This window comes from Pelagerythrobacter sp. Soil_C_18, assembly GCF_057657235.1.
Map to the genome: position 1 here is coordinate 67,815 of NZ_JBDGIU010000008.1, position 20,874 is coordinate 88,688.

Consider the following 20,874-nt stretch of genomic DNA (forward strand, 5'->3'; position numbering starts at 1 on the left):
CCCCCGCGAAGGCGGGGGCCTCAGGCAATTTTCGACTCCCCGCGAAGGCGGGGATCTCAGGCCAGCTGCATACGGTCACAAGTCGCCCGCCAGATCGCGCCACTCCGGGTTCATTTCGACGATCCGAGCCACTTTCCACGCGCGATTCCATTTCTTCATTTGCCGTTCGAACGAGCGGGCATCGTGAATGTTCTCGAATTCCGCGAACCAGACCAGCCGGTGGCAATTGTACTGCTTCGAAAAACTCGAGACCGCGCCTGAGCGATGCTGCTCGACACGATTTGCCAGATCGTCGGTGACTCCGATGTAGAGGACGCCCATCGGCTTGTTGGTGAGAATGTAGACATAGCCGGGTCTCATCCGTCAGCCGGGCGGCCTGAGGTCCCCGCCTTCGCGGGGACTCGGGTTATGCCAGTTCCTTCAGCATCGCGTCCAGCGTCGTGCCGAGTTCGCTCGGCGACGGGGAGACGCGGATGCCCGCGGCTTCCATCGCGGCGATCTTGTCGTCGGCGCCGCCCTGGCCGCCGCTGACGATCGCGCCGGCGTGGCCCATGCGGCGGCCGGGAGGGGCCGTGCGGCCGGCGATGAAGCCGACCATCGGCTTCTTGCGGCCCTTCTTCGCCTGGTGCGCGATGAACTCGGCCGCTTCTTCCTCGGCCGAACCGCCGATCTCGCCGATCATGATGATCGACTTGGTCGCGTCGTCGGAGAGGAACAGGTCGAGCACGTCGATGAAGTTGGTGCCGTTGACCGGGTCGCCGCCGATGCCGACCGCGGTGGTCTGGCCGAGGCCGACCTGCGTGGTCTGGTGCACGGCCTCGTACGTCAGGGTGCCCGAGCGGCTGACGACGCCGACCGAGCCCTTCTTGAAGATCGAGCCCGGCATGATGCCGATCTTGCACTCGCCGGGGGTCAGCACGCCGGGGCAGTTCGGGCCGATCAGGCGGCTCTTGCTGCCGTCGAGCGCGCGCTTGACGCGCACCATGTCGAGCACCGGAATGCCCTCGGTAATGGCGACGATCAGCTCGACCTCGGCATCGATCGCTTCAAGGATCGAGTCCGCGGCGAACGGCGGCGGCACGTAGATGCAGCTCGCGGTCGCGCCCGTCGCGGCCTTCGCCTCGGCGACGGTGTTGTAGACCGGCAGCCCGATATGCTCGGTGCCGCCTTTGCCCGGCGTCACGCCCGCAACCATCTGCGTCCCGTAATCGAGCGCCTGCTGCGTGTGGAACGTGCCGGTATCACCGGTCATGCCCTGGGTGATGACCTTGGTGTTCTTGTCGACGAGGATGCTCATTGATTTTTTCCTTTCCGATCCCCCGCGAAGGCGGGGGTCTCAGGCAGACTGGCGCGAGGCCGACTGAGGTCCCCGCCTTCGCGGGGACTCACGAATTACTTCAGGCTCTCGTCGATGCCCTTGCACGCTACCAGCAGTTCCCTGACCGCGTCGACGCTCTTCTGGAAGCCGGCCTTGGCCTCGTCGTCCAGCGGGATCTCGACCACGCGCTCGACGCCGTTGGCACCGATCACGATCGGCACGCCGACGTAGAGGCCGTCGACGCCGTACTGGCCGGTCAGGTGCGCGGCGCAGGGGAGGACGCGCTTCTTGTCCTTGAGATAGCTCTCGGCCATCTGGATCGCGCTGGTCGCCGGCGCGTAGTAAGCCGAGCCGTTGCCGAGCAGCTGGACGATCTCGCCGCCGCCGCTGCGGGTGCGCTGGACGATCGCGTCCATCTTCTCCTGCGTCGACCAGCCCATCTTGATCAGGTCGGGCACGGGGATGCCGGCGACGGTCGAGTACTCGAGCACCGGCACCATGGTGTCGCCGTGGCCGCCGAGCACGAAGGCGGTGACGTCTTCCATCGAGACGTCGAACTCTTCGGCGAGGAAGTGGCGGAAGCGCGCGCTATCGAGCACGCCGGCCATGCCCACGACCTTGTTGTGCGGCAGGCCGGAGAACTCGCGCAGCGCCCAGACCATCGCGTCGAGCGGGTTGGTGATGCAGATCACGAAAGCGTCGGGGCAGTTGGCCTTGATGCCTTCGCCGACCGCCTTCATCACCTTGAGGTTGATGCCGAGCAGGTCGTCGCGGCTCATGCCGGGCTTGCGCGGCACGCCGGCGGTCACGATCACCACGTCGGCGCCGGCGATGTCCTTGTAGTCGCTCGTGCCCTTGAGGTTCGCGTCGAAGCCTTCGACCGGACCCGCCTGGCTGAGGTCGAGCGCCTTGCCCGCGGGCATGCCCTCGGCGATGTCGAACAGGACGACGTCGCCCATCTCTTTCATCGCTGCGAGGTGGGCGAGAGTGCCGCCGATCATACCGGCGCCGACGAGGGCGATCTTCTTGCGAGCCATGGCTGAGCGTGTGTCCTTCCAATGCGCGGGACGTCATGCCTGGCCGTAGTACGCGCAGCCCCGTGTCCCGCGAGGAAGCCGCGCCGGTTGAACGGCAAGCGACCTAGGCCCCGTGATTGTCGATTGCAACCGTGAAAGATCCCGCACACAGAACTATCTTTGCGATTGGTTCGCATTTGCGATAAGGGATTGAAATAGACCGATAGCCCGGCGTTCGCCAGCCATCGTACACCAATCGATCGTTGCGGTTCCGGTTCCCGGCTGCTCCTGCACCGAGCGTCAGGAGGCGGTCCTGCGCAACAGCTCCTCGTCGCGCTCCTGCGCCAGCAGCATCGCCGCCAGATAGTCCGGCACCGCGCGGCTGAAGTAGTAGCCCTGGCCGAGCGTGCAGCCCGCCTCGCGCACGGCGGTGACCTGCTCGATCGTCTCCAGCCCCTCGGCGACGATCTCCATGTCGAGTTGCGCGCCCATTTCGGCGACCGCACGGATGATCGCCTCGGTCCGCCGCGACACGTCGGGGCCGGACACGAAGCTGCGGTCGACCTTGATCTTCCGGAACGGATACTTGTTGACGTAGGCGAGTGAGGAATAGCCGGTGCCGAAGTCGTCGAGCGCGAAGCGCACCCCTCGCTCAGACAGCTCCCTGATGAACTCGTCGGTCGCCTCGCTGTCGTCGAGGAACAGGCTCTCGGTCACTTCCAGCTCGAGCCGGGCGGGGTCGAGCCCGGCCTCGCGCAGCGCGTTGATGATTCCGAGCGCCGCGCCCGGCGCCTTGATCTGCAGCGGCGAGAGATTGACCGCGAGCGTCACGTCCGCCGGCCACTGCGCCGCGGCGCGGGCGGCCTGCGCGGTGATCCAGTTGCCGAGCGTGACGATCACGCCGGTCTCTTCGGCCACGGGAATGAACTCGTCGGGCCGCATCTCGCCCTTCTTCGGGTGGAACCAGCGCACCAGCGCCTCGAACGTGCGGATGCGCCCGGTCGAAAGGTCGACGATCGGCTGGAAGAAGATCGACAGCTCATTCTTCTGGATCGCGCCGCGCAGTTCCGCCTCCACCTCGCGGCGGCGCGCGAGATCGCGGCTCATCGCGGCGTCGAAGAAGCAGGTCTGGCGCCGGCCGTTGACCTTGGCGTGGTAGAGCGCGAGGTCGGCCGCCTGCATCACGCTGTCGGCGTCGGCCCCGTCCTCTGGCAGCATCGCGACGCCGAGCGAGGCGCCGATTTCGAGCCGCTCCCCGTCGATCCGCACCGGGCGCATGATCTCGGCATGGACCTCGCTTGCCAGCCGCATGCAGTCGGACCGGCTTTCGACTTCGCAGAAGACGATGAACTCGTCTCCGCCGAAGCGGGCCACGATGGAGCCGGCGGGCGTGATCTCCTGCAGCCGCTTCGCCACGGTCTGCAGCAGGCGGTCGCCGACCGGATGGCCGAGCAGGTCGTTCACTTCCTTGAACCGGTCGAGGTCGATCCAGATCATGCCCATCATCTGCCCGTCGGGCAGGTCCATCAGCGTTTCGACCATCGAATGGTTGAGCCCCGCGCGGTTGGCGAGGCCGGTCACCGCGTCGGTCCGGGCGAGCTGTTGCATCTTCTCCGCCAGGCGGGCGCTGGTCTCGGCCGCGGCGATATTGTCGCGCAGCACCTTGAACACACTCATCGTGATCGCGGCCATGGCCGGGATCATCAGCAGGATGGTGATCGCGAACACGATGAACGACAGCGTGCCCAGGTAGAGGCACGCCGCGACCATCGGCAGGCAGACGAGCACGAGCTGCCCGATCGCGATCACCGGGCGCCCGGCATTGCGGGCGCAGATGGCGACGCCGTACCCGATGGCGTTGACCGCGATCAGCACTTCGGCTTCCGGATGCACGCGCAGAATCAGCGCGGCGGCGGCGGCGGTGCCCAGCAGGAGGGAGTAGGTGAACGCGCCGACTTCGTAGACGATCTCCAGCTCGGACGTGCTCGTCTCGCTCTCGGGCGAATGGCTGAAGGCGAGTATCACGCGCGCCAGCGCGACGATGCACAGCGCCACGGTGAGCACGTACATGATCGCGGAATCGCTGACGTAGGCGACGACGAGTGACGAGACGATGCCGCTCGCCGCACCGGCAGCAAGGCTGCTTGGCTGGGTGTAGAGCGTGCGGACCAGCGTGCGGCGCACGCGTTCCGACAACGCGTCGCCCCTCTCGAAATAGGACAAGGCGCTGAAGGCCTTCCCCCCGGGATCGCTGCTCGCCATGTGCGCGGGCTTAGCCGGAAGTGGTCACTGTATAGTTAACGCGCGGCTTACCGCCTGGTGTGCAAGCCGCCGCCGGCACCGGCTCAGCCGTCCGATGCCGGGCACAGGACCGGCGCGGTGCCGTCGCGAGCCATGTTCTCGAGCGACCGCGCGATCCGCGCGTCGAGCGCGCGGCAGACGCCCAGCCACCAGTCGTAGCTTTCGCGGTCGCCGGCGAAGAAGGCGCGCTCCGCCTGGCTGCGCGCCTCGCGCGCGGCGCCGAGGCCGTGGCGCGCGAAGTGCCGCAGCGCCGCGTGCAGCATGTGGTCGTTACCGTCGGACGTGCTGTTGTCGTTCGCAGCGGGGGCGGCTCTGCGGCGCTGAAGAATCCGCGCGAGCGGCGAATTCGCGGCAGAGCGCGATGCTGCGAAATGGAATGTCATGCGAAGGGGGCCTTCCATCAGGCTCCCGCCGGGGGGCGGTGCCGGTTGCGACTTGCGATGGAACTAGGGCGCCAGCCCCTAAGCGACCGTTTGGCGCTAAGGTTTCCGGGGTCTTAAGATTTGGCCTGCCGAGCCGGCGAGCCGGTCAGTTCGGCTGTGCGATCCACCGCCCACTATTGGCGTATTCGGGCCGGATCGTGCCGCCGGAAGGCAGGTTGCCCGCGGTGAACGCCGCGTCGCCGCCGCGCGCCTCGACCGGGGGCGCATAGTCGGGAGCCGGCGCACGAGCGGTGGTTCCGGGGCTCGCCGCCGCCGCGCTGGTCCGCGCTTGCTCATAGGCGCGGGCGAGCGCCACCGGATCGGCCGCTGCGGCAGGTTCCGGCGCGGACGAGCGCGGATGGGGCGCGGCCGCCGGCTCGGCGCCGCGATAGCTGGCGGTGAACGCCGCGGGCCGCCCCGCCGCGCCGCGCCAGCGGTAGAAGCGGTGCGCGCCGATCGTGCCGACGGTGTCGAGGCTCGGGGCCCAGTACGGGTTGATCCAGATCGTGTGGTAATGGGTCGCCAGGCCGACCGGCTGGTAGACTTCGCCCGCCAGCGCCTGCTGCGCGACCGTCAGCGCCCGCTCCCACGCCGCCTTCATCGGCTTGCGCACGAGCGAACCGTCGCAGGTGAAGGTGAACTGGCAGCCGGTCTTGCGCTCCGATCCCTGGAACACCACGCCGCACACGCTGTTCGGATAGCTCGGGTGGGCCACGCGGTTGAGCACGACTTGCGCTACTGCGCGCTGCCCGCCGATCGCTTCGCTCGCCGCCTCGTAATAAACCGCGCTCGCCAGGCAGTGCAGGGCGCGTGCCTTGTCGATGCCGGTGCCGGTCAGCCGGAATGCCGCGGCGGCAGGCCCCGCGACCCGCGCGGCGGCCAGTTCGGCGGCGACGCCGTCACCGGTGCCCGTCGGGTCGTAGAGCGTGGCTGCGTTCTCGGGCAGGGCATAGTCGACGCGCGGCGCGTCCTCGAGGAAGTAGAAGGCGGAACCGGGAAAGTTCTGCCCCGCGCGCTCGTAGGCGAGCGGCTGGACCGCCTCCGCCTGGGTCAGCGCGGCGGCCGGTTCGCCGAACGCAGTCCAGTCGCCGGGCGCCGCCATCGCCGGCACGCCGATCGCCGCGGCCAGCGCCAGGATCCGCCGTCCGCTGAGGCGCCGCATGAGGCGCGCCCACGGCGTCGCCGGCTTGCGGCGCGTGCGGAATCTCGCAGCGGAAGCGGGGGCAGGGGTCACGGCTGTCCTTGATTCGAGAGGCAATGCGGGCGCGCGGCCAGCGCGTATCAGCAGCGAAGGCGCGCTTCGACCGCCCCGTCGCGGGCGTCCCTTGGCGGTACAGATCGCAAGCGCCGGTTAATCGGGATGCTGAATATTTGCTTCTCGCGATGCGTCTTGCCGCTTTGGGAGAGCCCCGCTAGTGCGCGCCCACGTCATGGGTTGTCCGCCTGCCCTTTCGCAAGGGAGGGCGGACCGAAGAGGGAAGGGGGTATGGAGCAAGTCTCCAGGGGCCCCCGCTGCCCCCGCAACTGTGACCGGGGAGCGCCCGCTCCCACGCGCCACTGGCATCGTCCCTCGGACGGCCGGGAAGGCGGAGCGGGCCGCTATGATCCGGGAGCCAGGAGACCTGCCGATGACGGTCGTTCGCGCTGCCGGGCGGGGTGTACCGGAAGCAAGCGGGGAGGGCGTGTGCCCTCGCTCCGTCATGAGCGGCATTTCGTTCGTGACAGGAGGATACATGCGTAATTACTTGATTATCGGTGCAAGTCTCGTGGCGCTCACCGCGCCGCTTCAGGCGCAGGAGAGCGGCGAGGAAGCGACGTCCGAACCTCGGACGCCCAAGATCTCGGCCGATCCCTTCGCCGACTTCCGGCCGGAAGAGACGGAGATCACCGTCACCGCCACCGGCACGCGGATCGAGATCGAGGATACCGGCCAGGCCGTCACCGTGATCGGCGAGGAGGAGATCCGGAGCATCCAGGGCGCCGACCTGACGCGGGTGCTCGAGCGCGTGCCCGGCCTCGTCGTCAGCCGCGACGGCGGCGTCGGCGCGGTCACCAACGTCGGCCTGCGCGGTGCGGAGGGCGAGCAGCTTCTCGTCCTGATCGACGGCGTGCGGGTGGCCGACCCGGCCTCGCCCGGCGGCGCGTTCGACTTCGGCAACCTGCTCACCAGCAACCTCGCCAAGATCGAGGTGCTGCGCGGATCGAACAGCACGATCTGGGGCTCGGACGCGATCGGCGGCGTGATCGTCGCCTCGACCCGCGCCGAAAGCGGGCTTCAGGCGAGCGCCGAATACGGTTCGCGCGACACCGCCACGGGCGCGGTCTCGGGCGGGCTCGGAGGCGACCTCGGCTTCATCGGCGCCTCGGCCAGCTACTACACCACCGACGGCTTCTCGCAGGCCGCGAACGGCACCGAGGCCGACGGGTTCGAGCAGTGGACCGCCAGCGGGCAGGGCCGGCTCTATCTCTCGCCCAGCTTCGAGATCTTCGCACGCGGCCGCTGGGCCGAAGGCGACCTCGACCTCGATGGCTACCTGCCGGACTTCTCCGGCATTGGCGATACCGCAGATACGCAGCACACCCGCCAGTATTCGGCCTCCGCGGGCGCTATCTACGACACCGGGCCGCTGTTCGTCAGCGCCGCTTACTCCTTCGCCGACACCGAGCGGGTGAACCGCAATCCAGCCTCGGACGAACCGACCTTCTCCAGCGACGGCCATTCGGACCGGGCCGAAGTTCGCGGCGAGTGGCGCCCGATCGGTCCGCTGCTGGTCAACTTCGGCGCCGAGAACGAGTGGGAGGCCTTCAGCACCTCCGCCGAGGAGCGCCGGACCACGCGCATTTTCGGCGCCTATACCCAGCTCGGCATCGAGATGGGCCCGCTCGCGGCGCATGCCGGCGTGCGGCTGGACGACCACGCGCGCTTCGGCAGCGAGACGAGCTTCGGCGGCGACATCAGCTACGCCCTGACCCGCGACCTGCGCCTGCGCGCCAGCGTGGGCGAGGGCTTCAAGGCGCCGACGCTCTACCAGCTCTATTCCGACTACGGGAACGAGGCGCTCCAGCCCGAACGCAGCACCAGCTACGACATCGGCCTGGTCCACGGCGACCGCTCGCTGACGAAGTCCCGCTTCTACGGCGCGCTCACCGCTTTCCGTCGCGACGCGCGCGACCAGATCGAGTTCGTGAGCTGCTTCGAAGGCACTGACCCGTTCTGCGTAGAGCGGCCGTTCGGCTACTACGACAACACCGACCGCGTCCGCGCGGAAGGCATCGAGGTCGAGCTCGGCGCGCGCCCGTCCGACCGGGTGACCACCCGCGCGGTCTACGCCTACGTCGACACCGAGAACCGCACGGCGGGGTCGGCGAACCAGGGCAACGTCCTCGCCCGGCGCCCGCACCATGCGCTGACCCTGTCCGCCGACTGGCGCACTCCGCTCCACGACTTCACGATCGGCGGCGACGTGCGGATGGTCAGCGACTCGTTCGAGAACGCGACCAACACCACCCCGCTCGACGGCTACGCGCTCGCCTCGGTGCGCGCCTCGCTGCCCTTCGGCGAGCGGTTCGAGCTGTTCGGCCGGGTCGAGAACCTGTTCGACACCGACTACCAGACCGCCGCCGGCTACGGCACGCCCGGCCGCAGCGCCTACATCGGCGCCCGCGCGCGGTTCTGACCATGAAAAAGCGCCCGGCCTCGCGGGAGGCCGGGCGCTGAATTCTGCTCCGTAGAGAAAACGGCCGATCAGTCGGCGTTGTCACCCGTCGTTTCGGGCGGCAGCGGGCCGTCGGACGTGCCCGGTTCCGCCGTCGGATCGTTGCCGACGAGGCCGCGCGCTTCGAGCATCGGAGTCACGTCCGGCTGGCGGCCGGCGAAGTTCTCGAACATCTCGAAGTAGTTCATCGTCCCGCCGCGGCTGAGCACGGTCTTGCGGTAGTGGTCGCCGTTCGCCCGCGTCAGGCCGCCGTTCTCGAGGAACCACTTGCGGCTGTCGCGGTCGAGCATCTCGGTCCACAGGTACGAATAGTACCCGGCGCTGTAGCCCGCGGGGCTCGAGAAGATGTGGTTGAAGTAGCTCGAGCGGTAGCGCGGCGGCACCAGGTCGACTTCCAGCCCCAGCTCCTCCAGTGACCGGCGCTCGAACGCGTCGACTTCCTCGGGCGTGTCGATCGCCGCGGCCTGCTGCGGCGTCAGCGCATGCCACTTCATGTCGAGCAGCGCGGCCTCGACCACTTCGCCGAAGTCGTAGCCCTGGTTGAACTTCGCCGCCGCCTCGATCTTCTGGATCAGCTCGGCCGGGATCGTCGCGCCGGTCTGGTAGTGCTTGGCATAGTTGCGCAGCACTTCCGGATAAGTCGCCCACAGCTCGTTCACCTGGCTCGGGTACTCGACAAAGTCGCGCGCCGTCGCCGTGCCCGAGAGCGAGGCGTACTTCTGATCCGCGAAGAAGCCGTGCAGCGCGTGGCCGAACTCGTGGAACATCGTGTTGACGTTGTCGAAGCTCACCAGCTGCGGCTCGCCCTCGGCCGCCTTGGGGATGTTGAGCACGTTGTAGATCACCGGCTTGGTGCCGTAGAGATGGCTCTGCTCGACGAAGTTGCTCATCCACGCCCCGCCGCGCTTGCTCGGGCGCTGGTAGGGGTCGAAGTAGAAGATCCCGAGCTCGCTGCCGTCGGCGTCATAGACCGTGTAGGTCGTGACGTCGGGGTGATAGACCGGCAGGTCCGTGCGCTTCTTGAAGCTCAGGCCGTAGAGCTTGTTGGCCGCATAGAACACGCCGTTCTCGAGCACGCTGGTGATCTCGAAATACGGTTTCACCGCATTCTCGTCGATGTCGTACTTCGCCTTGCGGACCTTCTCGGCGTAGCGGTACCAGTCCCACGGCTGGACCTCGAAATCGCCGCCTTCGGCCTTGATCTGCTCGTTGAGCATCGCCGCCTCGCGCCGCTGCGTCGCGGCAAGGGCGGGGACCATCTGCTGCATGAAGTCGAGCGCCGTCTTCGGGTTCTCCGCCATGCGGTCGTACATGACGTAGCTCGCCCAGTCGGGCTGGCCGAACAGCGCCGCCTTCTTGGCGCGCAGCTCGACGATCTCGGCCAGCAGCGTGCGCGTGTCGTTCTCACCGCCGCGATCGGCCCGGTGGACGCTGTTCATGAACAGCTTCTCGCGCGCGGCGCGGTTCTCCATCTCGGGCAGGAGCGGCTGCTGGGTCGTGTTCTGCAGCGCGATCACGTACTTGCCGGGCAGACCTCGCTCGACGGCGAGCTTGGCCGCGGCGTCGATCTCGGCCTTGGACAGACCGGCGAGCTCCGCCGGATCGTCGACCACCAGCGCGCCGGCCACGGTCGCTTCGCGCACTTTCTGCGAGAACTCGGTGGTCAGCTCGGACAGGCTCGAGTTGATCGCCTTGACCTGTTCCTTCTGCGCCGGCGTCAGCTGTGCGCCGGCGTGGACCATCTGCTCGTAGGTTTCCTCGAGCAGCTTGGCGTCTTCGGGCGTCATGCTCCCCGAACTTCCTTGGGCGGCGCGGTTGTCGTAGACCGCCTTGACCCGCTCGAACAGCACGGGGTCGAGCACGATCGCGTCCGAATGCTGCGACAGCTTCGGCCCCATCTCGGCCTGGACCGCGTCGAGCGTGTCGTTGGTGTTGGCCCCGGTCAGCGCGAAGAACACGGTCGCGACCCGGTTCAGCATCTTGCCGGAGGTTTCCAGCGCGACGATCGTGTTCTCGAACGTCGGCGCCTCGGGATTGGTCTTGATCGCCTCGATCTCGGCGCTGTGGATCATCATCGCCTGCTCGAATGCGGGCTTGAAATCGCTGTCCTGGATCTTGGTGAAGTCGGGCGCGTGGAGCGGCAGCGTGCTCGGCTGCGCGAAATAGCCGGTTGCCTCGGGAATGTCGGCGGCGGCTGCGGGCGAGCTATCGCTGGCGGACTGCACGTTACCCTCCTGCATGGTCGAACAACCCGCGAGCGCGAACGCAATGGCGGTGGTGGCCAGAATGTGGGCCTTCATCGTCTCTCCAATCTCGTTTCGAACGGCACCGGCATGATGTGCCTGACATGCGATGGAATCTTCCTGCGGCCGCTTGAACCGGAGATTGATGGCGAATGCAAGGGCTTGCACGGGGGCAGCGGGCGGCACGTGGCCGCGCGTTCAGCGGAGCGCAAAGTCCTCCAGCCGCTCATAATCGGAACCGTAGGGCGTCAGCCGGCTCTCGTAGAGCGCGAAGCTCTCCACCCGCCACGGTCCCAGCGCAAGCAGCGCATGGTCCGCCAGCCAGCCGCCGATCGGCCCGCTCGCACTGTTGAGCCGGGCGAGCGTGACGTGCGGGACGAACTTGCGCGTCTCCGGCGGCAGACCCGCCGCACGGCACGCCCGTTCGACCCGCCGCTGGAGCACGGCCAGCGGCTCGCTCGGCGCGATCCCGGCCCACAGCGTATGCGGCCGCCCCTTGCGCTCGAAATGCCCCGCGCCGCGGATCTCGAGATCGAACGGCTCCCCGTCGACCCGCGCAAGCGCCGTAACCAGATCCTCCCCCTGCCGTGGATCGAGCTCGCCTGCGAACCGCAAGGTCACATGAAGCTGCTCCTCCCCCTGCCACCGCGCCCCGTCGATCCCATCCATGGTATCGAGCAGACCGTCGGTCACCTCGGTCGGCAAGGGCAGGGCGGCGAACAGGCGGTGCATGGGGCGGCTTTAACAGCTCGCGAGCGGAGCCGCATCCGTGGCGGTTGGCTCATTTCAGCCCAGCCCAGCCCCAACCCCTCCCGCAAGCGGGAGGGGTGCGAGACTTACCGAGCCGAGGCGAGGTTAGTCGCAGCGGGGTGGGCCCTCACGCAACGCCAGCCAAATGCCGGTTACCACCTGAACTGCCAAGCGCGACCAGGTCATCAAAACAGGCGATAGGCCGTCAGCTTGCTTGTTCCCCTAGCACCCGTCGTCAGCAGATAATTGTCGGGCGTGATCGCCAGGCGGCCGCCGGTCGGTGCCTCCCAGACCACAGGATGACTGGTCTGCTTGAGATCGACGGCCCAGGTCTGGGTACCGGACGATGCGAACACGAGATTCTCGGTCACGATCACGTTGCCGAGAAGTGGATCCGAACCTGGTAACCGGGTCGACCACATGACATCGCCTGAGGCGGCATTGATGGCTGACAGTACGTGGGCATCCTGCCGCACTGCGTAAATCACCCCATCCTTGTACGCGAATGCCGCCGTGTACTCCGCCGCGGAACGCCACAGAACGGTGCCGCTTGCCAGCGACATCCCAATGATATGGTTCCGGTCCGTGAAGCCCTTGTCGGAAGAGAACAGATAGACGTTGTCCTCACCGTCGAGCACGGGACCGGATTCGTAATCATAGACACGCTGTTCGTAGTAGGGATCGGCGATACTTCTGACGATTGCGCCCGTTGCACGACTGATCTGATCGAGCGCGACCCCGGAATAATAGTAGGCGTACGTGTCATCGAGCGCCATGCTCTGGCCGCCCCATACCATGCCGCCGGTTCGCGTCGTCTCCCATACCTTGGTGCCGGCTAAAGCGTCGTAGCCATACACGACGCCCCCGGTGTCGCCCGCCGCGATATATACATTTTTCCCATCGGCAGCCGGTTGGTTGAAGTCGGTCCACTGCGCCGCGAAGTGCATCTGGTTCTTGAATGCCCCGGTCGCCAAATCGAACACCCATTGCGGATTGGTACTGCTGGAGGAAACCATTGACGTGACGTGCACCAGATTTCCGGACAGCGAAGGTCCGCTCGAATGAAACTGATCGCCCATGTCGTAGGTCCAACGGAGCGCTCCGGTTGCCGCGTCGAACGCCTTGAGCCGTGCAGTGCCGTTGTAGGCTATGCCTCCATCGCGGGCGGCAACGGTTAGCACGATTCCACGAGCGGCTGCCGGAGGACGGATACGGCCCTCGCCGAATTCGTCCTGATATTCCCAGGCCTTCTCGAAATCCTCGACATCGTATCGGACGGGCACGTAGCCGGTGTGGGCATTGTTTCGTTGGAAGGTGGCCCAGTCTTTGACTTTGACGTCGAGATTGACCGTAAATTGTTTGGTCGACCCAGGATAGACCGTCGAACAGGAAGCGGTGGTGCAAAGCCTGAAGGTCACCTGCGATGTGGTCGCTCCCCCAGCGGGAAATGGAACTGTCGCGAGGTTCACCGTGTACGACTTTCCGCTTGCCGTCGGTTCGCCATCGAGCGTGTAGCGCCGCCCGCCAACGTCCACGTCGGCCACGACTGTGCCGCCAGGATCGCCGGCGTAATTCGCAGTGAAGCCGAAGCTGGCGCTCGTACCCTCGTCCACCGCAACATCCACCGAGGGCTGCGAGAGAGACACTGTCAGCGTGGGGATCGGAGCGGGCCCGCCAGTCGGAGGAGGGCTCGAACTCCCGTCCCCGCCGCCACAGGAACTCACCAACACCGCCGCGGCAACCGCGGCGCCGAATCCAACGCCTCTCATTTGACCCCCCGAAGATCCCCCTGGATCTGATCAAATCAGCATGAACCACCTTCACGTGCAAGCAAAACCGCATTCGCGCTCCGCTTGTAAATCGCAGCTCCGGAACCACATGGCCAGTATCGCGGCAGGGCGGCGGATTGTTCTGTTGTCCGCCCATTTCCTGCCTATTGACCCAAGCGAACATTTCCGGAACAGATGCTCCATGGCTCTCACGACAATATCCGTGCGCGGCGCGCGCGAGCACAACCTCAAGGGCATCGACATCGATCTGCCGCGCGATGCGCTGATCGTGATCACCGGGCTCAGCGGCTCGGGCAAGTCGAGCCTCGCGTTCGACACGATCTATGCCGAAGGGCAGCGGCGCTACGTCGAATCGCTCAGCGCCTATGCGCGCCAGTTCCTCGAGATGATGCAGAAGCCGGACGTCGAGCATATCGACGGCCTCAGCCCCGCGATCTCGATCGAGCAGAAGACGACCAGCCGCAACCCGCGCTCGACCGTCGCGACGGTGACCGAGATCTACGACTACATGCGCCTGCTCTGGGCGCGCGTCGGCGTGCCGTACTCGCCCGCCACGGGCCTGCCGATCGAGGCGCAGACCGTCTCCAACATGGTCGACCGGGTCATGGCCCTGCCGGAGGGCACGCGGCTCTACCTGCTCGCCCCGGTCGTGCGCGGGCGCAAGGGCGAGTACCGCAAGGAACTCGCCGAATGGCAGAAGGCCGGCTTCACCCGCGTCCGCATCGACGGCGAGATGTACGAGATCGAGCAGGCCCCGGCGCTCGACAAGAAGTACAAGCACGACATCGAGGTGGTGGTCGACCGGCTGGCGGTGCGCGAGGGGATCGAGACCCGGCTGGCCGACAGCTTCGAGCAGGCGCTCAAGCTGGCGGACGGACTGGCCTATGTCGACCTGGCGGACACGACGGTGGCTGAACTATCCCGAGCCCCCGCGAAGGCGGGGGCCTCAGGCGAAGGCGCGCCATCGCACGAGGTCCCCGCCTTCGCGGGGACTCAGGAAGGCGGCAAGCTCAAAGGCGCCGGCCTCCCGCCCAACCGCATCGTCTTCTCCGAACGCTTCGCCTGCCCGGTCTCCGGCTTCACGATCGAGGAGGTCGAGCCGCGGCTGTTCTCGTTCAACGCGCCGCAGGGCGCCTGCGCCACGTGCGACGGGCTGGGGGAGAAGCAGCTGTTCGACCCGCAGCTCGTCGTGCCGAACGAGGCGCTGACGCTCAAGCAGGGCGCCGTCGTGCCCTGGGCCAAGTCCAACCCGCCGAGCCCCTACTACATGCAGGTCCTCGCCAGCCTCGCGGCGGAGTTCGGCTTCGACCTGACCACCCCGTGGAACGAGCTCTCCGACGAACACCGCGAGATCATCCTGTTCGGCACCAAGGGCCGCGCGGTCCCGCTCACCTTCAAGGACGGGCGCAAGCAGTACACGGTCAACAAGGCGTTCGAGGGGGTGATCGGCAACCTCAACCGCCGCATGCTCCAGACCGAGAGCGCGTGGATGCGCGAGGAGCTCAGCAAGTTCCAGACCGCGCAGCCGTGCGAGACCTGCGGCGGCAAGCGCCTCAACGAGAAGGCGCTGGCGGTGAAGGTCCCCAGCAGCGACGGCCCGACCGACATCGCCACCCCAACGAAGATGAGCGTCGCCGACGCCAAGGGCTGGTTCCTGAACCTCGAGAGCCAGCTCAGCGAGACCCAGGCGCAGATCGCCCGCGCGATCCTGAAAGAAATCAACGAGCGCCTCGGCTTCCTCGACAACGTCGGGCTCGACTACCTCAACCTCGACCGCACCTCCGGCACCCTCTCGGGCGGGGAGAGCCAGCGCATCCGCCTCGCCAGCCAGATCGGCTCCGGCCTCTCGGGCGTGCTCTACGTGCTCGACGAGCCGAGCATCGGCCTCCACCAGCGCGACAACGACCGGCTGCTCGAAACCCTCAAGCGCCTGCGCGATCTCGGCAACACGGTGATCGTGGTCGAGCATGACGAGGACGCGATCCGCGCCGCCGACCACGTGGTCGACCTCGGCCCCGGCGCCGGCGTCCACGGGGGCGAGGTCGTCGCGCAGGGCACGCTCAAGCAGATCCTCAAGGCCAAGGGCTCGCTCACCGCGGACTACCTCACCGGCCGGCGCGAGATCGCGGTCCCGGCCAAGCGCCGCAAGGGCAACCGGCACAAGCTCACCGTCCACGGCGCCCGCGCGAACAACTTGCGCGACGTGACCGCCTCGATCCCGCTCGGCACCTTCACTTGCGTCACCGGCGTCTCCGGCTCGGGCAAGTCGAGCTTCACCATCGACACGCTCTACGCCGCCGCGGCCCGCGCGCTGAACGGCGCGCGCGTGATCGCCGGCCCGCACGACAAGGTCACCGGCCTCGAATTCTGCGACAAGGTGATCGAGATCGACCAGTCGCCGATCGGCCGCACCCCGCGCTCCAACCCGGCGACCTACACCGGCGCCTTCACCCAGATCCGCGACTGGTTCGCCGGCCTGCCGGAAAGCCAGGCGCGCGGCTACAAGCCGGGCCGCTTCAGCTTCAACGTCAAGGGCGGCCGGTGCGAGGCGTGCCACGGCGACGGGCTGATCAAGATCGAGATGCACTTCCTGCCCGACGTCTACGTCACGTGCGAGGAATGCCACGGCAAGCGCTACAACCGCGAGACGCTGGAGGTGAAGTTCAAGGGCCTCTCGATCGCCGACGTGCTCGACATGACGATCGAGGATGCGGAGGAGTTCTTCAAGGCCGTCCCCCCGATCCGCGACAAGATGCACATGCTGAACGAAGTGGGCCTCAGCTACGTCAAGGTCGGCCAGCAGGCGACCACGCTCTCGGGCGGGGAGGCGCAGCGGGTGAAGCTCGCCAAGGAACTCAGCCGCCGCAGCACCGGCCAGACCCTCTACATCCTCGACGAGCCGACCACCGGCCTCCATTTCGAGGACGTCCGCAAGCTCCTCGAAGTGCTCCACCGCCTGGTGGACCAGGGCAACTCGGTGGTGGTGATCGAGCACAACCTCGACGTGATCAAGACCGCCGACCACATCCTCGACCTCGGCCCGGGCGGCGGCGTGCGGGGCGGGGAGGTCGTGGCGCAGGGGACGCCGGAGGAGGTGGCGGCGACGCCGGCGAGCTATACGGGGCGGTATTTGAAGCCGATGCTGGAGAAGGGATAACGTGACCGCGGGGAGCTATTCATACTCTGCCCTTAATCGGTCCCACTCGCTCATCAGCCATTCGATCCGACTTTCGAAGACCGACTGCTCATCGCCACGTAGAGGTACCATTTGAAGCGAGTAGTTGCTGCCTCTAACCACATCTAAAATCCGAAGCTCATTTGGGGGAACTTGCGGGAATGCCTGCTGAAGAACCCAAAGACCAACCCGAGCTGCTTCCTCGTTAAGCCTAGGGTCAGCGGAAAAGTACGGGTAAATAAAGTGATCTTCGGAATTTCCATCTTGAACACACAGGACGTTGCCGATCTTTGCGGTTACGCCGAGGCGTGTGTTTAAGTAGTTTCCTTTGATGGTTGTGGCTTGAGTGAATGGTTGATTAGTCCACCTGCGACGTTCGTTCCACCACAAGAGAAATCCATCCCGCAACCGAGGGTATAGATTTCGTCGCCGAGGGTTTGCGGCAATATGGGCATCAACCGCCGTCCGAAGATCAGCAACTCCAAATACATGATCCTTAGCTGACTTCCAGAACGGCGAGTAGAAATCTGGCCCTCCGACATCATCTCCGCGTTGACGTCCCAGATCATTGCGGATGTCTTCGCGAAGTTTTGATGTACGGAGACCCGGGTCAGCGTACATTAGCTGAAGAAGTTTCCGTAGAGGCATGCTTTGAATGGACATCGTATGCTCCCAGCGAGGCGCCGAGTGAATTATTCCACACCAATCTTGGTAATGCAGACCGGATGGCCCAGACCTGATATAGTCGCTGCTGCGTTAATCAGGCTTTGTTTGCTGAAGAACGGAAGGGCTGTCCTTATATCGCCAGGCGCAGTCGATATTATCGCAAAAACTATTTCATGATTGCCTGGGACGACCTCTCCCTCGAAAATATCTCGAAACGGAGGATCGCATTTTTCAGCAGCTTTCTCTCTAAAGCGACTGTCTTTCAAGCACTGTGCGGAAACCAAGCCTTGATTGAAAAGATGGCTCAAGGTAGAAGATTTTATCTTCGGCTTAACGTGGATGAATTTGCCGTCGTTTGTGAGGATATCACAAACTTCTATCTTGCTGTATTTGCCGCCGTACGACACGTTCTTGCGATCAAGCAGCCAGAACTGATCGGGGGCGCCGTTGCATACCCGTTCGTTATAGTCCTTCTCGATTTCGCCGGATAACGCATCCGGTAAGTTAATTTGGCAATGAGGAATGGAACTTAAATCACTTTCCACAGCGATAACGTGCGCGTTGTCAATACGATAAAAGTCTCCGCCTGTAAGGACATAAAGAAAATCAGGTTCTCGTTTCTCGTAGATAATAGAATTATAAACGGAGAATTTGTCCGATACGAAATCATCCCTATCACTATAGTGACGAATTTGGTCGGACTTGAGCTTGGAGATGCTTATTTTTTCTACACCTACCCGCGATACGTAGTCTTCTATACGTAAATCGGGGTGTTTCTCAGAGGATCTCTCCCGCTCCTTCGGATACAGAAATCCTATGTGTTCCTGAAAATCAACTGTGGTAGGCGGCGAAAGAAAAATGTTCTCAAAATTCCTAGCAATAATATCTGCAACCAACGTATTTTGTAGGTTTGTAATCACAGCAGGGTCCGTGATCCGATGAAAATGATCTACCCAATCATACCCCTTCTGTCGGTAATCCTTAGATTCTGCTAGCGCATTTAGAGCTCTAAGTTTCTGAGGTAGATCAGAAAAGTCGATTCTCATTGAGGTGACTAGACTATCACTTCCTGACATCTGCTCTGCCAACTCTCGGTCTGCAGGCTTGCCAGTGACCGATTTTAAGAGGTCGCGTTGAACATCTATTCCGAACTGCCCCATATCGGATTGTAACGAAGTCTGTGTTCGCGTCTTCTTTTGCAAGGACTCGAACTCTTCGCGGTCGAGACTCCGCAATGAGTTCTCGTCAACCGCATTAAGGGTAACCATCATGCCAAATCGCCGATCGATAGCTTCTTTGTTGATCCAAAAGCGAGCTGATCCGAAGGTTAAAGCGAATACTCTCTGATCTATAGTGATGAGCAACAGCGCTGCTGCGGACTGTGTTTGAAGTGGCGCCAGTCCTGCACGCCCCTCGCGTAGGAAGTTGACCCACTCCGGGACTCGCGAGGGCGATTGCTTTGTTAGAAGGCGAGTGGCCGCCGCTCCGTTGAGTTGTATCTCGTGAGCCTGAAGTGCGACCGCAGTGTCAGCGACAGCATCGTCAAAGTTCAAGCCAGTCTTAAGGCGCCATATGCTTAAGCGGCGCAAAGGTTTCTTCGCCATGATCCCATCCCCCCAGGTATCTATGCTGCCCTGAAAATATCATAATAGCAAATCCGCTCTTTCCCCTCACTGAGTAGGGTTCGAAGTTCGGATGGATTGTACGGATAAGCACTTAGCTCTGCGGCTAGGCGCTCGTTACGCAGCCGAAGCGGAGAAACCATTTTCCTACACGCCCCCTTTCTGCATAAAGGTTCAGTTCTCCCTTTGTTCCATAAGGAGTAGAGCCGATGTCCGACCGATCCTTCGACCGCTTTACGCTCCCCGGCGACATTCCCGATGATCCCGGCTCCGCCCCCTCCCGCGAGCGGGAGGGGGGAAGTCGCGGCGTCCCCACGCAGGACTGGCTGGCGCGCGGGCTCAGGCATCCGGCGGGGCGGGGGTGGGAGGTGGAGCCTGCCGTGAACCCCGCCGAGACCGCCTCTCCCCTCCTCTTCAGCGGAGGGGATCAAGGGGTGGTGGCGGACGCGGCAGCGGCCGCTCGGCGCCGGAAGCACCACCCCCAAACCCCCTCATCTAAAGAGGAGGGGGCTTATGTGCCGCGCCGGCTTTCCGACAGCGCACTCGACGCCCGGCTTGCCGAATACGGCGTCTCGCTGCGGCCCGCGCCCGGGGACAAGCCGTGGCCGGGCGGGTGGCTGCCGGGCGATCCGCCGGTTGTGATCGATACCGGCGACACGGGCCAAAGCGACAGGGGGGCCGAGGCCGATCCCTTCGCCCATTCGCGCGTGTTCGATACCGCGCGGCAGGTGCGGTTCCTCGATGCGCTGGCGACTTGCGGCGAGGTGCGCGCGGCGGCGGCGCGGGTCGGGGTGAGCCGCGAGACCGTCTACCGCGCGCGGCGGCGCGATCCCGGTTTCAAGCGGTTGTGGGATGCGGCGCTGGTCCACGCGCGCGCGCAGGCCGAGGCGGAGCTCGCCACCCGCGCGCTCCACGGCATCGAGGTGCCGGTCTTCGTGCGCGGCGAGCACGTCGCCACCTGGCGTCGGCACGACGCGCGGCTGCTCCTCGCGCACCTCGGCCGGCTCGACCGGCGGGTGGAGGAGGACCATGCCGCCACCGCGCGCGCCGAGCGGTTCGACGAGCTGCTCGCAGGGCTGGCCGGGCACGCGCCGCCCGCGGATCTGGCGGAGGATCTGGCCGGGGCGGCGCGCGAGCGCGATCCCTACGGCGCGGCCGCGCAGGCGGACCTGCCGCCGACGCGCGAGGAAATCCTCGCCCACGCCCGCGACCGCCTGCTCGACACGTTCGAGCTCGAGGACTGGGACGCGTGGGACGCCGATGAGGGCGAGACTGGCGAGGGCGAGACTGGCGACGGCGGGGCCGACGAGGGCGGGGCAGACACGCTCGCCTCGGCCGAGGCGGAGGTCGCCGCGCGCTACGACGCCTGGCAGGCGCAAGGCCTGGCCCGCCTCGACGCGATCCTCGCCGGAGCGCAAGGCGGCGGTCATGCGGCCGACGAGTCCCTGCGCAGGCGGGGACCCCAGGCCGCTGGCGCTCCGCCCGAGGACCCTTCCGCACCCGACGACCAGGCGGCCCGAGACCCCCGCCTCCGCGGGGGATCGGAGGAGGCGGAGGCAGAGGAGGCAGCGCAGGCCGCTCCCGAGTCCCCGCGCAGGCGGGGACCCCAGGCCGCCAGCGCTCCGCCCGAGGACCCTTCCGCACCCGACGACCAGGCGGCCGGAGACCCCCGCCTCCGCGGGGGATCGGAGGAGGCGGGGGAGGAGGAGGCAGCGCAGGCCGCCCCCGAGTCCCCGCGCAGGCGGGGACCCCAGGCCGCTGGCGCTCCGCTTGAGGATCCTTCCGCACCCGACGACCAGGCGGCCGGAGACCCCCGCCTCCGCGGGGGATCGGAGGAGGCGGGGGAGGAGGAGGC

The 20,874-nt window shown here is 65.8% G+C and carries 14 protein-coding genes and 1 riboswitch; of the genes, 3 read left to right on the forward strand and 11 right to left on the reverse strand.

Annotation, left to right across the window (positions count from 1 at the left end; genetic code table 11):
- Positions 1-75: 75 nt before the first annotated feature.
- From AC3A5N_RS15455 to AC3A5N_RS15480, 6 genes are all read right to left on the reverse strand, one after another.
- Positions 76-360, reverse strand: a complete 285-nt coding sequence (locus AC3A5N_RS15455) for a GIY-YIG nuclease family protein (protein WP_487738211.1) — start codon at positions 358-360, stop codon at positions 76-78.
- A gap of 46 nt (positions 361-406) precedes the next feature.
- Entirely contained in the window at positions 407-1,297 is an 891-nt protein-coding gene (gene sucD / locus AC3A5N_RS15460) for a succinate--CoA ligase subunit alpha (RefSeq protein WP_487738212.1), read from the reverse strand.
- A 95-nt stretch (positions 1,298-1,392) separates the two neighbouring features.
- Positions 1,393-2,355: a malate dehydrogenase gene (mdh, locus tag AC3A5N_RS15465; protein ID WP_487738213.1), complete on the reverse strand. Its 963-nt coding sequence runs from the start codon at positions 2,353-2,355 to the stop codon at positions 1,393-1,395.
- Positions 2,356-2,634: 279 nt separating this feature from the next.
- Positions 2,635-4,557 (reverse strand): putative bifunctional diguanylate cyclase/phosphodiesterase, encoded by a 1,923-nt coding sequence (locus AC3A5N_RS15470; protein WP_487738214.1) that lies wholly within the window; start codon positions 4,555-4,557, stop codon positions 2,635-2,637.
- 122 nt (positions 4,558-4,679) lie between these two features.
- Positions 4,680-5,018 carry a hypothetical protein gene (locus tag AC3A5N_RS15475; RefSeq protein ID WP_487738215.1) on the reverse strand — a complete coding sequence of 113 codons (339 nt, stop codon included), beginning with the start codon at positions 5,016-5,018 and terminating at the stop codon, positions 4,680-4,682.
- Between the two features lie 145 nt (positions 5,019-5,163).
- Positions 5,164-6,219 carry a cell wall hydrolase gene (locus AC3A5N_RS15480; protein WP_487738216.1) on the reverse strand — a complete coding sequence of 352 codons (1,056 nt, stop codon included), beginning with the start codon at positions 6,217-6,219 and terminating at the stop codon, positions 5,164-5,166.
- Positions 6,220-6,472: 253 nt separating this feature from the next.
- A riboswitch (cobalamin riboswitch) is annotated at positions 6,473-6,701 on the forward strand.
- A gap of 89 nt (positions 6,702-6,790) precedes the next feature.
- Between AC3A5N_RS15480 and AC3A5N_RS15485 the strand changes: the two genes are divergently transcribed.
- Entirely contained in the window at positions 6,791-8,734 is a 1,944-nt protein-coding gene (locus tag AC3A5N_RS15485) for a TonB-dependent receptor plug domain-containing protein (RefSeq protein WP_487738217.1), read from the forward strand.
- Between the two features lie 68 nt (positions 8,735-8,802).
- Here AC3A5N_RS15485 and AC3A5N_RS15490 read toward each other — a convergent pair whose 3' ends face one another.
- From AC3A5N_RS15490 to AC3A5N_RS15500, 3 genes are all read right to left on the reverse strand, one after another.
- Positions 8,803-11,073, reverse strand: a complete 2,271-nt coding sequence (locus tag AC3A5N_RS15490; protein ID WP_487738218.1) for a M3 family metallopeptidase — start codon at positions 11,071-11,073, stop codon at positions 8,803-8,805.
- Between the two features lie 141 nt (positions 11,074-11,214).
- Positions 11,215-11,748: an RNA 2',3'-cyclic phosphodiesterase gene (gene thpR, locus AC3A5N_RS15495; RefSeq protein ID WP_487738219.1), complete on the reverse strand. Its 534-nt coding sequence runs from the start codon at positions 11,746-11,748 to the stop codon at positions 11,215-11,217.
- A gap of 203 nt (positions 11,749-11,951) precedes the next feature.
- Positions 11,952-13,379, reverse strand: coding sequence for an outer membrane protein assembly factor BamB family protein (locus AC3A5N_RS15500; protein WP_487738220.1), 1,428 nt, complete (start codon positions 13,377-13,379; stop codon positions 11,952-11,954).
- A gap of 358 nt (positions 13,380-13,737) precedes the next feature.
- Between AC3A5N_RS15500 and uvrA the strand changes: the two genes are divergently transcribed.
- Entirely contained in the window at positions 13,738-16,713 is a 2,976-nt protein-coding gene (gene uvrA / locus AC3A5N_RS15505) for an excinuclease ABC subunit UvrA (RefSeq protein ID WP_487738221.1), read from the forward strand.
- 332 nt (positions 16,714-17,045) lie between these two features.
- On the opposite strand, the gene AC3A5N_RS15510 is transcribed toward uvrA, so the two are convergent.
- Entirely contained in the window at positions 17,046-17,300 is a 255-nt protein-coding gene (locus AC3A5N_RS15510) for a hypothetical protein (protein WP_487738222.1), read from the reverse strand.
- 123 nt (positions 17,301-17,423) lie between these two features.
- Complete coding sequence (locus AC3A5N_RS15515; protein WP_487738223.1) at positions 17,424-19,001, reverse strand: DUF6119 family protein; 1,578 nt, start codon at positions 18,999-19,001, stop codon at positions 17,424-17,426.
- A gap of 227 nt (positions 19,002-19,228) precedes the next feature.
- Here AC3A5N_RS15515 and AC3A5N_RS15520 point away from each other — a divergent pair.
- Positions 19,229-20,874: hypothetical protein (locus tag AC3A5N_RS15520; RefSeq protein ID WP_487738224.1), on the forward strand; the 1,646-nt coding region annotated here is incomplete at its 3' end.

What these genes read in the sequence shown, in the direction of transcription:
- AC3A5N_RS15455 (WP_487738211.1), bottom strand. Translation starts at nt 360, where the DNA reads ATGAGACCCGGCTATGTCTACATTCTCACCAACAAGCCGATGGGCGTC.
- sucD (WP_487738212.1), bottom strand. Translation starts at nt 1,297, where the DNA reads ATGAGCATCCTCGTCGACAAGAACACCAAGGTCATCACCCAGGGCATG.
- mdh (WP_487738213.1), bottom strand. Translation starts at nt 2,355, where the DNA reads ATGGCTCGCAAGAAGATCGCCCTCGTCGGCGCCGGTATGATCGGCGGC.
- AC3A5N_RS15475 (WP_487738215.1), bottom strand. Translation starts at nt 5,018, where the DNA reads ATGACATTCCATTTCGCAGCATCGCGCTCTGCCGCGAATTCGCCGCTC.
- AC3A5N_RS15480 (WP_487738216.1), bottom strand. Translation starts at nt 6,219, where the DNA reads ATGCGGCGCCTCAGCGGACGGCGGATCCTGGCGCTGGCCGCGGCGATC.
- AC3A5N_RS15485 (WP_487738217.1), top strand. Translation starts at nt 6,791, where the DNA reads ATGCGTAATTACTTGATTATCGGTGCAAGTCTCGTGGCGCTCACCGCG.
- AC3A5N_RS15490 (WP_487738218.1), bottom strand. Translation starts at nt 11,073, where the DNA reads ATGAAGGCCCACATTCTGGCCACCACCGCCATTGCGTTCGCGCTCGCG.
- thpR (WP_487738219.1), bottom strand. Translation starts at nt 11,748, where the DNA reads ATGCACCGCCTGTTCGCCGCCCTGCCCTTGCCGACCGAGGTGACCGAC.
- uvrA (WP_487738221.1), top strand. Translation starts at nt 13,738, where the DNA reads ATGGCTCTCACGACAATATCCGTGCGCGGCGCGCGCGAGCACAACCTC.
- AC3A5N_RS15510 (WP_487738222.1), bottom strand. Translation starts at nt 17,300, where the DNA reads ATGATCTGGGACGTCAACGCGGAGATGATGTCGGAGGGCCAGATTTCT.
- AC3A5N_RS15515 (WP_487738223.1), bottom strand. Translation starts at nt 19,001, where the DNA reads ATGGCGAAGAAACCTTTGCGCCGCTTAAGCATATGGCGCCTTAAGACT.